The organism is Bacillota bacterium (assembly GCA_013178415.1).
Lineage (GTDB): Bacteria > Bacillota > SHA-98 > Ch115 > Ch115 > Ch115.
The window spans coordinates 111,335-125,708 of record JABLXA010000001.1; the positions used below are offsets into that span (position 1 = coordinate 111,335).

Annotated in this window: 14 protein-coding genes; 12 read left to right on the top strand and 2 right to left on the bottom strand. The window is 51.0% G+C overall.

Annotation, left to right across the window (positions count from 1 at the left end; all coding sequences use genetic code 11):
* Window positions 1-6 precede the first annotated feature (6 nt).
* The 5 genes from HPY52_00530 (at window position 7) to rsmI (ending at window position 5,925) form a co-directional block, all read left to right on the top strand.
* Window positions 7-1,284 (top strand): hypothetical protein, encoded by a 1,278-nt coding sequence (locus HPY52_00530; protein ID NPV78748.1) that lies wholly within the window; start codon window positions 7-9, stop codon window positions 1,282-1,284.
* Window positions 1,223-2,806, top strand: a complete 1,584-nt coding sequence (locus HPY52_00535) for a hypothetical protein (GenBank protein NPV78749.1) — start codon at window positions 1,223-1,225, stop codon at window positions 2,804-2,806. Before HPY52_00530 ends, HPY52_00535 begins: the two co-directional genes overlap by 62 nt.
* A gap of 114 nt (window positions 2,807-2,920) precedes the next feature.
* Window positions 2,921-3,967 carry a DNA polymerase III subunit delta' gene (gene holB / locus HPY52_00540; GenBank protein NPV78750.1) on the top strand — a complete coding sequence of 349 codons (1,047 nt, stop codon included), beginning with the start codon at window positions 2,921-2,923 and terminating at the stop codon, window positions 3,965-3,967.
* Window positions 3,939-4,991: a stage 0 sporulation family protein gene (locus HPY52_00545; GenBank protein ID NPV78751.1), complete on the top strand. Its 1,053-nt coding sequence runs from the start codon at window positions 3,939-3,941 to the stop codon at window positions 4,989-4,991. Before holB ends, HPY52_00545 begins: the two co-directional genes overlap by 29 nt.
* Entirely contained in the window at window positions 4,984-5,925 is a 942-nt protein-coding gene (rsmI, locus tag HPY52_00550; GenBank protein NPV78752.1) for a 16S rRNA (cytidine(1402)-2'-O)-methyltransferase, read from the top strand. The genes HPY52_00545 and rsmI overlap by 8 nt, the downstream gene beginning before the upstream one ends.
* A gap of 118 nt (window positions 5,926-6,043) precedes the next feature.
* Here rsmI and HPY52_00555 read toward each other — a convergent pair whose 3' ends face one another.
* Complete coding sequence (locus HPY52_00555) at window positions 6,044-6,289, bottom strand: AbrB/MazE/SpoVT family DNA-binding domain-containing protein (GenBank protein ID NPV78753.1); 246 nt, start codon at window positions 6,287-6,289, stop codon at window positions 6,044-6,046.
* Between the two features lie 142 nt (window positions 6,290-6,431).
* Entirely contained in the window at window positions 6,432-7,457 is a 1,026-nt protein-coding gene (locus HPY52_00560) for a Gfo/Idh/MocA family oxidoreductase (protein NPV78754.1), read from the bottom strand.
* A 444-nt stretch (window positions 7,458-7,901) separates the two neighbouring features.
* On the opposite strand from HPY52_00560, the gene HPY52_00565 reads away from it, so the two are divergent.
* From HPY52_00565 to HPY52_00595, 7 genes are all read left to right on the top strand, one after another.
* The gene (locus HPY52_00565; protein ID NPV78755.1) at window positions 7,902-8,252 is read left to right on the top strand and encodes a flagellar protein FliS; all 351 of its coding nucleotides are present in this window, start codon (window positions 7,902-7,904) and stop codon (window positions 8,250-8,252) included.
* 7 nt (window positions 8,253-8,259) lie between these two features.
* Entirely contained in the window at window positions 8,260-8,649 is a 390-nt protein-coding gene (locus HPY52_00570; protein ID NPV78756.1) for a flagellar protein FlaG, read from the top strand.
* Window positions 8,650-8,755: 106 nt separating this feature from the next.
* The gene (gene fliD, locus HPY52_00575) at window positions 8,756-10,198 is read left to right on the top strand and encodes a flagellar filament capping protein FliD (GenBank protein ID NPV78757.1); all 1,443 of its coding nucleotides are present in this window, start codon (window positions 8,756-8,758) and stop codon (window positions 10,196-10,198) included.
* Between the two features lie 2 nt (window positions 10,199-10,200).
* Window positions 10,201-10,686 (top strand): hypothetical protein, encoded by a 486-nt coding sequence (locus HPY52_00580; protein NPV78758.1) that lies wholly within the window; start codon window positions 10,201-10,203, stop codon window positions 10,684-10,686.
* 110 nt (window positions 10,687-10,796) lie between these two features.
* On the top strand, window positions 10,797-11,351 hold the full coding sequence (locus HPY52_00585) for a hypothetical protein (GenBank protein NPV78759.1): 555 nt from the start codon (window positions 10,797-10,799) through the stop codon (window positions 11,349-11,351).
* A 319-nt stretch (window positions 11,352-11,670) separates the two neighbouring features.
* Complete coding sequence (locus HPY52_00590) at window positions 11,671-13,017, top strand: sigma-54-dependent Fis family transcriptional regulator (GenBank protein ID NPV78760.1); 1,347 nt, start codon at window positions 11,671-11,673, stop codon at window positions 13,015-13,017.
* A 71-nt stretch (window positions 13,018-13,088) separates the two neighbouring features.
* Window positions 13,089-14,309: a PAS domain-containing protein gene (locus tag HPY52_00595; GenBank protein ID NPV78761.1), complete on the top strand. Its 1,221-nt coding sequence runs from the start codon at window positions 13,089-13,091 to the stop codon at window positions 14,307-14,309.
* The last annotated feature ends 65 nt before the right edge of the window (window positions 14,310-14,374 follow it).

Consider the following 14,374-nt stretch of genomic DNA (forward strand, 5'->3'; position numbering starts at 1 on the left):
TATGGAATGATGATTGAATTGGTTCGACATGGGCTCGATGAAACCATTGAAGCGCAAAACTTATTTGACGGGTGTTCTGATGAGGAGAGGAAAGCGCTTTATTTTCTCTTGTTCATTTCTGATGATGGCGGATATATCTCCCCTCACTCCGTATATCCTTTTCTTGATATTCTCTTAAGAAAGAGCGGCAAAGGGGCCAGGGTGATCGAGGCCCTCAGAAAAAAGGGCTTTCTAGGAATCAGTCGGGACTATCATGGATGTCGTTTCCTCTTATCTGGAATACGCGAATTTCTATGGAGGATGCTGGCGTCCGAAGCGGGTTTCTCTTTTGATGCAAGCCGTTTTCTTCGGGATACCCCTCAATCGAAGAAATCAATTGACCTGGCGCAAGAGGCTTTGTCGATAGTTGTGCTCTTTCTGACATATGCCCGTCACAATCCGATAAGAGTCACAAAAAGTGGCAGGATATACAGGAGACAGCTGGGAAAACTCATGCGGTTACTTGGGGCAGCCAGAGAAGATGAGGTCGATTTTGCTCTTCGATTCTGCCATCATGCAAAGGGATTTTTGATCCGGGAGAAGGTTCCATACCAAGGGGAGCGATCATGGCTCTTAATGACAAAGGAAGGAGCGTCATGGGTCAGGCTTTCCGCGACGGATCAAATCTACGATATGTGTAGATCCTGGTGCGATTTCTTGCTCAGGGGAGATCCCAAACTAGGTTTCGTATTCCATATTTTGGGGCATCTGGCTCCTGGACAGGTGACCACGATAAACAGGTTAGCCTCAGCTTTTGAGTCCAGGGTTGTCATCGACCCCGGGGATGGGCCTTTACGCAAAAGGATCAGGGGAATCATAAACGATCTCAGATTGATCGGTATTCTTGAAGCGATTTCTCCCCCTTCATCTTTGGAGTCTGTGTTAATGGTCACGGACCTCGGCAGAGCCATCATGTCGAGCGAGGATGGCCCACTAGATCTAAGCTGGGAAGAGAACTTCGATATCTCAGATGACGGCAGGATTCTCGCGCCAAGGAGGCTTGAACCGCGATTCATCGCCATGTTGGATGATATCGCTGATCTCGTCAGAGCCGATCATGTGCTGGAGTATAAATTAAGCCGCGATAAAATCATGCAGGTATGCTCAGGCGGGGTTTCGATAGAGGAAATCCGCGGATTTCTTAGAAGGCACGCCAGAGGAGAACTGCCGGAAGGTGTAGAAGTTGGCTTACGAGAATGTGCCGGCGCCTTTGATAGAGGCTCTGAAGCATTGGATATCAACTAGATCAAGAGCCTTTCATTTTCCAGGTCACAAGGCGGGCCGGGGAACAGATCCTGAGTTTCAAGCGCTCATCGGCGCTCAGGCCCTTGCCATGGACCTCACCGAGCTCCCAGGCCTCGATGATCTTCATGCCCCTTCCGGGGCTATACGGGAGGCCCAGGAGCTTGCGCGTCGACTGTATGCTGCGGATGAGACATATTTCCTTGTAAATGGAAGTACCATTGGGGTACACGCCATGTTCATGGGAGCATTGAGTCCAGGGGATCAAGTCCTCTTGCCTAGAGATGTTCACAGGGCATTTGTGGCCGCGTCTGTAATCACGGGCGTCCTGCCAGTATTTGTGCGCCCTGAGGTACATGGCAGGTTTCATATACCATTGGGTGTCAGGGCTAGAAAAATCCGTGAGGCGATCTCCAAGAATCCCGGCATCAAGGCGATATCGCTGGTCCGTCCCAATTACTACGGGGTATGCTGCGACCTCGAGAGAATCCTAGGTCATATAAGATACGCCCATACCGGCCCTGCGGCGCTGGTGGATGAGGCGCATGGCGCTCATCTGGCTTTCATGAAAGATGGCCCCGGGCCAGCGCTGGCGATGGATGTTGACGCGGTGGTCCAGAGCACGCACAAGACAATGGGATCACTTACTGGAAGTGCCATGCTGCACCTTAAGGGGAAAAGGATCGATCGGACGAAGGTAAGGCAAGCACTCATGATGCTCGAGACCTCCAGTCCGTCATACTTATTGATGGCGTCACTCGATGCGGCCAGGCGCAGGGCATCTATCTCCGGGGAGGAAGATTTGGCGAAGGCGCGCTCCCTTGCTGAATGGGCAAGGGCGGAGATAAATCTGATCCCGGGGCTTTCTTGCCTATCTCAAGATGACCTGATACAAGAAGAACATGTGTCATTTCCACAACAATGTCGTCCGCTGCCAGTGGACAGGCCTATAGATGATCAGAGCGCTATTGAGTTCATGCTGGATCCTACCAGGCTCGTGGTATCATTCTCAGAACTTGGCATCTCAGGATGGCAGGCGGAAACCCTCCTTCGGGAGAAGTTTGGGATCCAGGCGGAATTCTCAGATGAGGAAAATGTGATCTTTGTGGTGACATTTGCTGACGAAGAGTCTGATGTGGAGGCGCTGGTAAAGTCACTGCGCGAATTGGCCGCAAGGGTGCGGAGGTATGATGACTGTGGGCTTTATGGGGGTTCGGGAGATATCGGGAGCATCAAGGATACAAAAACATATTACGATCTGGTCCGAGATTCCGTTTCCATCCCCCCTCAAAGGCTCCCGCCCCGCGAGGCGGCATTCGCGCTGTCGCGGCCAATTGAGTTGAAAGACGCCGCAGGCAAGATATCCGCTGGGGAGGTGGCGGTCTATCCTCCGGGGATCGCCGTGATCTGGCCGGGTGAAGAGATCACCAGGCCCGTGGTAGATTATATTCGTTGGGCTATATCAAGGGGCTTCCGAGTGGAGGGGACCTTTGACGCTTCCTCGCAGCAGATAATGGTCATTTGAGTTGGCGAGTCATCTGCGTTGCTGGATTAGCTGGCCCAATCCGAGTCTCGAGTCGGATAGTGGGACAGGCCCTTTTTTGGAAGGAGAACTGTGGAAATGAGGAGGAAAATATAGTTGTTTCGTTGCGATATAATAGGACAGGGGGAAGCCATATCTGTGCTGGATGGCGCCATTTCCTCGGGCCATATTGCCCATGCATATCTTTTCGTCGGCCCGGATGGGGTAGGCAAGAGGACATGCGCCATGGAATTCGGGAAGGCCCTCCTCTGCGAATTGGCGGGAAAAGCCGCGCCAGAGGTTGCCATCCCATGCAACAGGTGCAATTCATGTCGGGCAGTCACTGCTGGCAACCACCCAAATGAGATGATCATTTCGCCTGATGGTGCCTCTATAAAGATTGACCAGGTTCGGAATCTGCAAAAGGAGGCGAGTTTGAAGGCCTGGGATAGCAAATGGCGCGTTTGGATATTCGAAGATGCGGATAGGATGACAGAAGAGGCGGCAAATTCACTTTTGAAGACCCTTGAAGACCCTCCGCCGAGCACGGTCATAGTGCTCGTGGCTATCAGTACATCCAACCTTCTACCTACTATTGTTTCAAGATGCCAGATAGTACGATTTGGACGGGTTGCTTCAAGTGAGATAGAGATGATATTGAAGCAGAAACTGGATTTACCTGATGAGGCCAGCCGGATCTATTCCGTCCTTGCTGATGGAGCTCCAGGCAGAGCGCTCGCCCTTGCTGGTGGGCAGGAGGAAGATATAAGGAAAAGGTCCCTGGAACTCACGCGAATTGTCGGGACTCAAGATACCCTTGAAATGCTGAGGTTTTCATCGGAATTTCCAGCTGATAGGGATTCTGTAAGCGAGATTTTCACGATGTGGATCACCTGGTATCGTGATATACTTATCTTGAAGGTAACGGACAATCCAAATTTGTTGCTCAATATGGATAGCAAGAGGGTTTTGTCTGGATGGATAGATAGGTATTCTGTTGATCAATTGATAGAGGCTATACAGATAATCCAAGCATCCTGCGAGGCGCTGCGGCAGAACGTAAATGTAAGGCTTTGTGTTGATTCGACGCTTCTGCGATTGAACAGGTTGCTCGCGAGAGGAGATTCACCTTTTTATGCAGACAGTTGTGGGGGTAAGATTTAAAAAGGTTGGGAAGATATACTATTTTGATCCTGGCGATTTGGATCCTCATATTGGAGACTCAGTCATCGTCGAGACTGCCAGAGGCCTTGAATTTGGGGAAGTCGTAGTGGAACCCAAGCAGGTAGACGAGCAGGAGATCGTTCAGCCCTTGCGCAAGGTAATCAGGATCGCTGGACCGGATGACCTGACGAAGCTTCGAGAGAATAAGCTCAAGGAGAAACGGGCTTTCGACCTATGTCTTCAGAAGATCCTGATCCATGGGCTGCCCATGAAATTGGTGGATGTGGAATGCGCTTTTGATAATAGCAAGATGACATTCTACTTCACGGCAGAGGGCCGCGTAGATTTCCGGGAACTGGTGAAAGATCTTGCGGCCACGTTCAAGACTCGGATAGAGCTTCGTCAAATTGGGGTCAGAGATGAAGCCAAAATGGTGGGCGGGCTTGGGCCATGCGGAAGGCCGCTTTGCTGCGCATCTTTTCTGGGCGACTTTGAGCCGGTATCTATCAGGATGGCCAAAGAGCAGGATCTTCCATTGAATCCAATGAAGATCTCAGGAATATGCGGCAGGCTCATGTGCTGTCTAAAATATGAATCCGGCGTGTATCGCGAATTGCGTCAGAATCTTCCTCAGGTTGGCTCTGAGGTTCAGACAAAGGAAGGGAAGGGCAAGGTCGTCGGCATAAATATCCTGCGCCAGAAGGTCAAGGTCCAACTATTTGAAGATGAAAGGACTGTCGAGTTCAACGCGAATGAGGTTATAAGGAAGGGACCTAACAGAGCTTTTGAAACTAATTCCAGGCAGGTTCAGGCTGCTGGCCCGGGAGTTCCTGCGAAGGCGGGAGGCGCAGAAAGCCCTGGTGAAGAAGATACCGAGGTCGGCAATGTCGGTGATGATGAGGGTTTGGCCCCGATTGCAGATGGTGAGGATATTGATTCATCCGGCGACTCAGGACGCGCGGAAGGCATCGAGACAGGTAATGGCCAGCCGGAGGGAGAGAACCGGGTTGGATCAGATGAGTGAAGATTCAGACAGCCCCTGCCTTCCAGGAACCTTGTATGTGTGCGGCACCCCGATTGGAAACCTGGGGGATATAACGCGAAGAGCCGTAGAAACTCTATCATCTGTTGATGCTGTGCTCGCCGAGGATACCCGCGTCACAAGGAAGCTTCTATCTTATTTGAATATAAGCAAACCAATCATAAGTTATCACGAGCATAATAAGGATGAGAGAAATCCGGAGATCCTGAAGATGCTCAAATCCGGCAAGTCTCTGGCTTTGGTTTCTGATGCGGGGATGCCGGGCATTTCTGACCCTGGGGCCGATCTTGTACGCTTCTTGCGACAGGAAGGAATACACATAGTTTGCATTCCTGGCCCGTCTGCGCTGACCTCTGCGCTTTCCATATCAGGTTTTCGCGCGGGGAGTTTTTGCTTTAAAGGATTCTTGCCAAGGAAAGGCAAAGGCCGCGATGTCATATTGAAGGAGATGGCGGAAGACCCGGGGGTCATCGTGCTATATGATTCTCCTTTCAGGGTCGTGAAGACTCTTTGCGATTTGCGAGACGCCCTCGGGAAGGATCGCGAGGCTGTGGTAGCGCGTGAGCTAACAAAGTTGCATGAAGAGATCGTCGCTGGAACTCTGGAAACCCTCGCAGGGATTTTTGAATCCAGAGCACGGGAGGGCCGGATCCGCGGTGAGTTTGTTATAATAGTGGGTCCTAGGGAAAAATATGGGCGCCTGCTGGATAACTCTGGACACGCGGCCGGTGAAGTCTCAGAAGCAGATAGAGATGCGGGAGAAGACGCGGAGGGAGTGGAACTGGCGCGAAGGCTGATGGAATCCGGAGTAAGCCTCAGGGATGCTGTAAGACAGGTGGCACAACAAACGGGCATTTCTCGCAGGCAGCTTTACCAGAGGGTCATATCGTTTATTGCTTCCAAGAGGGATTCGTAGAGGATCCGCGGCATTTGCCTATCAGGGAAGAAACGAAACAAAAGGTGCCCTTTCGCAAGGACACCTTTGTTTGCCCTGGAGAACCCCCCACATGACACCCTTATGTAATCATTGGATCTTATGACACGTGTTTCATTTCTTCCAGGCAGTCTTTGCAGATGTTCTTCTCATGGAAGCTGCGAACGTTGTCGGCATTCCCGCAGAAGATGCAGGCGGGCTCGTACTTCTTGAGTATGATCTTTTCGCCATCAACGTAGATCTCAAGCGCGTCCTTCTCAGCGATTTGGAGGGTGCGCCTGAGCTCGATAGGGATGACGACCCGGCCGAGCTCGTCCACTTTCCTGACGATGCCCGTAGACTTCATTTCCTATCTCTCCTCTCTCTACAGGATTCGACACTGCTTCCTGAGCAAAGTATACTAAAATTTCCAAGGGAAGTCAAGCATTTATTTATATATTTTGGTTCAAGTTCCATGTTGAAGAGAAACTGGATAAAACTACGGGCTATCAAAGGTTTACGGGCCTTTCCTCTTTGATTGACTGCATTATGGCTAGTGCCACCCTCACAGCCTCGAGGGCTTCTTCTGGCGATATTACCGGGGGTTTACCCGATTTCACGCAGTCAACAAAGGCCATTATCTCTTCCCTCAGATCGCCGCGGATCATTCCGTCGAATTCAGGCCAATGCCCTGTGTCGGGGAATGAGACGCCTTCTGCCCCGACGAACCTGAGACCCTGGTCTGATAGATCCACGTACCCGGCGCCTTTTGTGCCTACTATTTCCAGCCTGGCATCGATTTTGGCCGGCGAAGCCGGGGGCAGTATCCAGGAATACTCTAGATTCCCTATAGCCCCATTTTCAAATTTGATGGTAGCAAAAACGGCATCGTCGATTCCGAGGTCCTTGAGGGCGATGGCCGCCCGTTCAGCATAGACGCGAACAACCTTGCTTCTTATATACCAAAGCATGAGATCTATATCATGGACAGCTACATGTAGCGTCAGGATTCCTTTCCTGCCATATCGCTTGGGCCCTTCGGTGATGGGACTGTTTCTGCGTGTGTAAATCAACACAGGTTGTCCAATGCCGCCGGATTCCTGATATTCTTTCAAGCCAGCGTAGCGAGGATCGAAACGCAAAAGATGTCCTACTGTAAGCAATACCCCGTTTTCCTTTGCGGCCTCGATGATTTGACGCCCCTCATCGAGATCAGTGGCAATAGGTTTTTCCAGCAGAATGTGCTTCTTGGCGCGGGCCGCGGCTACAGCCGGCTTAAGATGCCTGTCATCAGATACGCATATGCTGACAGCTGAGATGTCATCCCTGCCGAGAAGATCGTCTATATTGTCGTAAGCGGCAACGTCGAGCTTTTCACCGACTTCCCGCGCCCTCGCGAAATTCTCATCCGCCACCCCCATGAGTTTCACGCCCGGGATTTGTTGGTAGATGCGGGCATGCATTTCCCCCATGAATCCGACACCAATTACTCCAACTCCTAATTCCTGCATATGACCTGTAGATTGCTTCAGCATGATTGAAATCTGTTCCCCCTTGCCATGAATAGATGGATAACCAAGTCCAAGATTCAAGAAATGCGCTGCGCCACCATAGTTATAGATGACCAGGCTCGAATTTGAAAATATGGGCTGGTCGTGCGCGGCGTGCTCAGCAAACGCGTGGTGGCATATCCGGGTTATCTTTCACCCTAGACCTGGCAATCCATAGCGCTTCTGTCTTGCCCTGAAAAGCTTGAGTGGCGCTTCTTTCAGTGGCATTGACCTTCAGTGCAATTATAGCTCATCCTGCAAGCCTCCGCTATATCGCCTTTCATCAGGTGCATGGTCGCGCCAAAGTTGGAGACCATGATAAAATTTCTCGAACATACACCGATAATAATACTAGGTTTGAGTGCTTTGATCAGAGGGGCCATGGTCATGGAGTTTATGGCCCCAACTTGATCCAGGAGGGAGAGCGCTATGAGCATCGCAAATCAATCTATGGCTCAGGCTCATGGGGCGAATAACCCGATCGCCATCTATCGAACTCAGCAAGTTATGTCATCTTCTCCATCAAAACTCGTGACTATGGTTTTCGATCATGCAATCGCGAGCTGCAAGTCTGGAGATGGCAAGAGAGCCTCTGCCTGTGTCGCCGCCCTGATCGACGCCCTTGATTTTGACGCAGGCGAGATTGCCACAGGATTTTTCCGTTTGTATCGATATTGCATGGATTGCATAAAGAAACAAGAATTTGCTGAAGCCCTCAAAGTCCTTGAACCTCTTCGCGAGACATGGGCTCAGGCTACGCAGGGGCAAGGGGTGGAGTGAAGGCGAAATGGACGACTTCCGGGTTCACGGGACGAAACCGATAGGCGCGCTGACCGACAATACTCCGAATATCCTCAAAAGAGATGGTGCCCTGCAACCCGGAGGTGGAGCCGAACAGATACAAGGGTCACAGGGACACAGGCGCGGCGATGATGAAGGCGGAAAGTCTATAAGAGTCAGCGAAGTAAATGAGAAAATGAACGCTGTAATGCAGATGCTCAATACTCGGGTGACTTTTGAAGTAGATCGAAAAACCGGAGAAGTCATTATCCGCCTAATTGATTCATCTACCGGGACTATTGTGCGGGAAATACCTCCCCATGAATTGCGTGCAATAGCCATGACCCTGGCTGAATTGGCCGAGATGGCTGGCATGGTGGTTGATAAAAAGGGTTGAGTCGCCTGGAATACAGCCGTCTAGAATGCAATCGTCGTAAATGCAATCAACGTCGGCCATTGGCCAGTAGTCATCGCGTCGCCAATATTAGGGAGAAGGTGATATCGTGGATTTTCCAACTATTCCATCTCTGATGCCAACCAACCAACTAGACGAATTGGTAAAAAAGTATATAGAGCTGGAGAGCAGGCCCATCAAGGACCTTGAGAATGCCAGACAGGACATCGAGGTCAGGCAGGGAATGATGAGGGATCTGAACGCTATGATACTGTCCCTCAAGGACAAGTGCGCCACCCTCACCGGCGATGACGTGGTTCGTCTCTTAAATACACGGCAGGTGACCTCATCGAGGCCCGAGATCATTACTGGGAGCGCTGATGGGACTGCACTGAACGCGGTTTACAGTATCTTCGTCGAGCGCCTTGCCAAATCGGATACAGTCCTTTCCAATCAGCTGTCTGCCTCGGGTACCACGGTTCAGACTTCACCGGGAGATAAGACATTCACCATTACCATAAATGGGGTGAGTAAGGACATCACGGTATCAGTCTTGACTGGCGAGACTGATGAGGCAGTATTATCCAAGATGGCCCAGGCGATAAATAATGCAGCGGCGGAGGATCCAAAGCTTGGGGTTTCCGCCGCGGTGGTAAGAGAAACGCCTGATACGGTGCGCTTGGTCCTTACAAGCCAGAAGACCGGGAGCCAGCAGGCCATTCGTCTTTCAGAAACGGGAGAAGCGAACAATCTCCTGGCGCTCACAGGGACGAATTCGGAAATCCAATCTTCGGGTACAACCGGAGGCTTTCTCATTGCCCGTGACCAGCTCGATTCCAAATTTAATATAAATGGGCTCACATTCATCCGCCAATCTAATACTGTTTCCGATGCAATCACGGGAGTCACGCTAAACCTGGCGGCGGCTCAAGCGGCGACAGACGCGCCTGTCCAGGTGGAAGTGAAGCGGGATGTGTCGACCATAGTATCGACCATACAGAAGTGGCTGGATAGCTACAACAAGACGCTGAAATATATTCAGGACAAGACGTTGATAGACGCAGATCTCGGCATCAGGGGGCCACTCGCGGGCGATTATCTCTATGTCGGTCTCAAGGCCAACATGCGAACCATCTTACAGGCGCAAGTCACTGGACTTGATCCGACTACCGGACCCGTGAGCCTGGCGCAGATCGGGATAACCGCTGATAATTCGGGGGCTCTCTCAATCTCAGACCGGTCCAGGCTGGAAAGCATAATCTCGCAAGATCCAAACCGGGTGTCAGAGATACTGGGGGGCGCCAATGGCTCTATCACCAAGCTTCAGGCGCTGATAAGTCCTTTTGTAGACAACCTCACCGGGATAATCCCGCGCCAGCAGCAGGCATTGGACGATCGTATGGAAAGGATAAAGGACAGGATTCGATCGCTTCAAGAGCGAATGGACCAGCGTGAGCTGGTGCTGCGGCGTGAATTTTCAAGTATACTCCAGGCAATGGTAATGCTAAATGCCCAGAGGTCCACGCTAAACAGCATATGGGGGATATCATGAATATGACTTCCCGCAGCAGTCTGAGCGAACAGGGTAACGAACATAATGATATCATTTCCTTGCTTTCACTGGAATTATCGCTTATCAAAGACTTGCTTGGCTGTTCGCAGAACCTGATAGAGTTGGCGCTGAAAAGGGAACCTGACGCATTGGCCGGGATCCTGGAAAGGCGGGGCGATCTCATTCACGAGATCAGGAGGGTTGAAGGAGAGATCCAGGCTGTTAGGCGACCTGATTGCCATCTGAAATCGGAGGGCTACCGAGTTCTCGGTGAAGGGGAGATCGTCCACGAGATGCTGAAGGAAAGGCAGGATGCCATAAGATCATTGGAGTCGATTGACGAAAGGCTCATGGCGATCTTGAGTGAGTGGAAGGAGGATGTAGCGGCAGGACTTATTTCGTTGGAGAGAGGGCGGGCATCAGCGCTAGCCTATGGTGCCCCTGCTCATGCAGGTGCATCACCCGTTTTTCTTGATAGTCGGAAATAGATCGGAACAGGCAGAAATTGAAGTGAAACGGCGAATATATATTTGGAGCGAAAGAACGCACCTAGAAACTAATCAATACTTGAGGCCAGATCGAGGAGAGGACTATCGCCGTGGCTTATTTCAAAGAATATCTTTGGTGCCTGCGCCAGGGAATTTGTCGAGATCACAGGATTTACCCGGGCTTGCTGTGCCCGAGGCATTACCAGGTTAGAGTCGTTCACAAGGCAAGACAGGCGGCGAAGTGCATGAACACGCGACCGGATCTGTTCAAAGTCCTCGAATCAGAGAAGAATAGAAAGCTCGAGGCCTATAAGGAACTTCTAAGATTATGTCTCCTCCAGAGACAGTCAATGCAGGCGGGAGATGTAAGCCGGGTAGCTGATGTATTGATGCTGAAGCATGAGGTCATCAGGACTCTTGGGGAAATCGAGGCGTGTATCGTTAGAATTCAGCGGGCCATCACAGAGTCATATCAAACTGATGACGATGAAGCCCGATTCGGATCCTGGTCTTGCGAAAAACGGCAAGATAGTGGCAGATTCGACAGAGAGATCACTGCAATAATGCATGAGATCATGCAGCTGGAGGATGAAAACCGCAAGGAACTTGCAAGGCATGCTCTTCTAAGAGATACCTCCCTTCGAGGCCATAAGCAGAGCAACTGAACCGTGCTGGTCTCTACCCCAACTGATGGATTACTTTTCAAATTCAATCAACAGGCCGCTTATCAAACTTCATCCTTTTATTTCCCATTTCATGAATATGAGCAGACGATACGGGATTTTTTCAAAGAAAATCTCGTCAGGACGGAAGGACATGCCCCAAAAATGTCGAAAAAAGTATTTTAGTTGCCAGAATACTGGCAATTTGTGGGGCGGATATCAAGGAGGCAAGTCGCCTGCATCTTCTGGGTGGGATGGGGATGACAGTGCGGCGGGCTAAGTGACCAGTCACAAGGTTTTGATTGTCGACGATGAAGCTAATATGAGGAGCATCCTTGCCGAATTGTTGAGCGAGCAAGGGTATGAGATCGCTACTGCCAAGGATGGGGACGAGGCTATCAGGCGCGCCCAGTCCTCCAGGTTTGATTTGATATTGCTTGACCTCAAACTGCCTGTCAAGGATGGATTGCAGGTTTTGAGGGAGCTCAGGACCAAGGGTATAAATACCGCTGTGGTTGTCCTCACTGCCTTTTCCTCCATTGAGACAGCAATAGAGGCTATGAAGCTTGGGGCTTATGATTATGTCTCCAAGCCTTTTAAGGTGGACAAGCTCAAATCGGTAATCAAAAATGCCATATCCTCTAGTGCAGGACTTGACCGGAGCCTCTTTTTCGTCCGTCAGCCGATTGATTCAGGCAGTACAGGGATTATCGGAAATACTCCCGAGATGCGCCGGGTCTTGGACCTGGTGGATCAGGTGGCGGCCACGAATGCTACAGTGCTCATCTTCGGTGAGAGCGGCACCGGGAAGGAGCTCATAGCGAGGGCAATCCATTACCGGAGTCCGCGGGCATCGAGGCCGCTTATCAAGGTGAGTTGCGCTGCCCTTCCAGAATCTCTCCTCGAAAGTGAGCTTTTCGGCCATGAAAAGGGAGCCTTCACAAATGCTGTGTACAAGCGGCCTGGCAGATTTGAACTAGCAGACACCGGGACCCTTTTCCTCGATGAAGTCGGGGAGATGAGCCCGGCAATGCAATCTAAGCTGCTTCGCGTCTTGCAGGAGCGAGAATTTGAACGGGTCGGAGGCACCAAGTCCATCAAGGTCGATGTTCGTATAATCGCCGCCACCAACAAAGATCTCCGCAAGGAGGTCGCGGATGGCCGGTTCAGGGAGGACCTCTATTACCGTCTGAGCGTGGTGCCTATTTACCTTCCCCCCCTCAGGGAGCGCAAGGACGATATAATCCCGCTGGCGGAGGAATTTATCAAGCGTTTCTCCCAGGAATTGGGTAAGGCCATCCAAGGTCTCACAGATGATGCCAAGAAAGCGCTCAGGAATTACGACTGGCCTGGTAATGTGCGAGAGTTGGAAAACTGCATGGAACGGGCAGTGATATTCACCAAATCCGATCGGATAGACAAGGATATGTTGTTTCTCAATTCATCTGCTGTAAATGCGGCAGATTCTGCTAATATAGAGTCGATTCCAGCAACGGCCGAGTCCAGTGCTGAGGATAAGCTCCTTATGTCCCTTGAGGAGCTAGAAAAGAGACACATAATGGCGGTCCTGGAGAAGACGAATCGTAATCGGACCGAAGCGGCAAAGATCCTTAAGATTACCCGCAGGACTCTTCTCAACAAGATCAAGGCTTACTCCATCAAGGACTGAGTGAAATGATAGTGATGACGGCATTAATCTTTTTAGCATCCCTAGAAGGCGCTGTCATCATCTTTTTTCTTTTGCGTTTGCTGCGTTCAAACGCCCTGCTGAAGGCGTCCCGCCGCGAGGTCGAGAGCCTGAGAGAGCTTGCTGAGGGGTTCTATTCTGGTTTTGACAAGAGTATACTTGACAGCCTTACTGTGGGAATCTCCGCATTGGATAGTTCTCTGAGGATTCTCACCTGGAACCAGTTCATGGCGTCTTTAACTGAAAGGCCTATAGAGGAGGTCCTCGGACGGCCATATTTTGAGGTATTTCCAGAACAGCTGGGTACAGGGCTTCCAGATACCTTAGAGGAGGTTCTAAAGACAGGTGAGACCCGGGAGATCCGTAATTTCAAGCATCAGGGAAAAAGCAAGCGGACATATGTAACTAGGAAGAAGATCTGTCCATTGAAGCGTTCCGACGGTGCTGTCGAAGGTGTTATAATCATATCTGAGGATGTGACAGAGAAAGTTCTCCTGGGGGAAGAGCTGAGGAGGGTGGAAAAGCTCAAAGCAGTGGGAGAATTTGCAGCCGGCCTGGCCCATGAGATAAATAATCCCATCGGGATCATTTCTGCCTACGCTCAGCATCTTGCGGAGAGCATGGAAGGCGATTCAGCTTGCTCGCCCAGCTATGTGCGAGGTGTTCGCGCGATTCAAGAGGAGGCGGAGAGATGCTCGGGCATCGTAAGGAACATCCTGGAGTTTTCTCGTGAGGCAGAAGCCAAATTCGTTGCCGTGAATTTGCCCGACATCATAGATTCGGTTTTGTTTCTCGTGGAACAGCGTGCAAAGAGCCAGAATGTGACAATTGAAAAGTATTATGATCCATCCATTTCAGCTGTAATTGGAGATCCCGACCAGCTGAAGCAGGTGTTCTTCAATCTGGTCATCAATGCCATTCAGGCGATGCCTGATGGTGGCAGGTTGACCATATCCGTAAAGAGAGATTCATCTGTTACACTATCCTCTCCCCGAGATGGTGAAGACCAAAGTGGCCGGTTCCGTGACCTTGGTGCCCCTGCCAGGGAGGAGCAGTATATTACAATAGAGTTTTCTGACACTGGCTGCGGGATTCCGGGCGAGTATTCGGACCTGATATTCAAACCCTTTTTTACAACTAAATCGGGTGGAACGGGGCTTGGCCTCGCGGTAAGTGAAGGCATCATAAAGAACCATTCCGGCACAATTACCGTAAAGAGCGAGCCCGGGAAAGGCAGTACCTTTACCGTAAGGCTGCCTGTAGGAGAGCTTTGATCAGGAAGGGGGAAACCGGGAGTCCTGCCCGGACATGATATTCCGGCTGGGATAGGCCCGGGCGA

What these genes read in the sequence shown, in the direction of transcription:
- HPY52_00530 (NPV78748.1), top strand. Translation starts at nt 7, where the DNA reads ATGATGATTGAATTGGTTCGACATGGGCTCGATGAAACCATTGAAGCG.
- HPY52_00545 (NPV78751.1), top strand. Translation starts at nt 3,939, where the DNA reads ATGCAGACAGTTGTGGGGGTAAGATTTAAAAAGGTTGGGAAGATATAC.
- rsmI (NPV78752.1), top strand. Translation starts at nt 4,984, where the DNA reads ATGAGTGAAGATTCAGACAGCCCCTGCCTTCCAGGAACCTTGTATGTG.
- HPY52_00555 (NPV78753.1), bottom strand. Translation starts at nt 6,289, where the DNA reads ATGAAGTCTACGGGCATCGTCAGGAAAGTGGACGAGCTCGGCCGGGTC.
- HPY52_00560 (NPV78754.1), bottom strand. Translation starts at nt 7,457, where the DNA reads ATGCTGAAGCAATCTACAGGTCATATGCAGGAATTAGGAGTTGGAGTA.
- HPY52_00565 (NPV78755.1), top strand. Translation starts at nt 7,902, where the DNA reads ATGAGCATCGCAAATCAATCTATGGCTCAGGCTCATGGGGCGAATAAC.
- HPY52_00570 (NPV78756.1), top strand. Translation starts at nt 8,260, where the DNA reads ATGGACGACTTCCGGGTTCACGGGACGAAACCGATAGGCGCGCTGACC.
- HPY52_00580 (NPV78758.1), top strand. Translation starts at nt 10,201, where the DNA reads ATGACTTCCCGCAGCAGTCTGAGCGAACAGGGTAACGAACATAATGAT.
- HPY52_00590 (NPV78760.1), top strand. Translation starts at nt 11,671, where the DNA reads ATGAGGAGCATCCTTGCCGAATTGTTGAGCGAGCAAGGGTATGAGATC.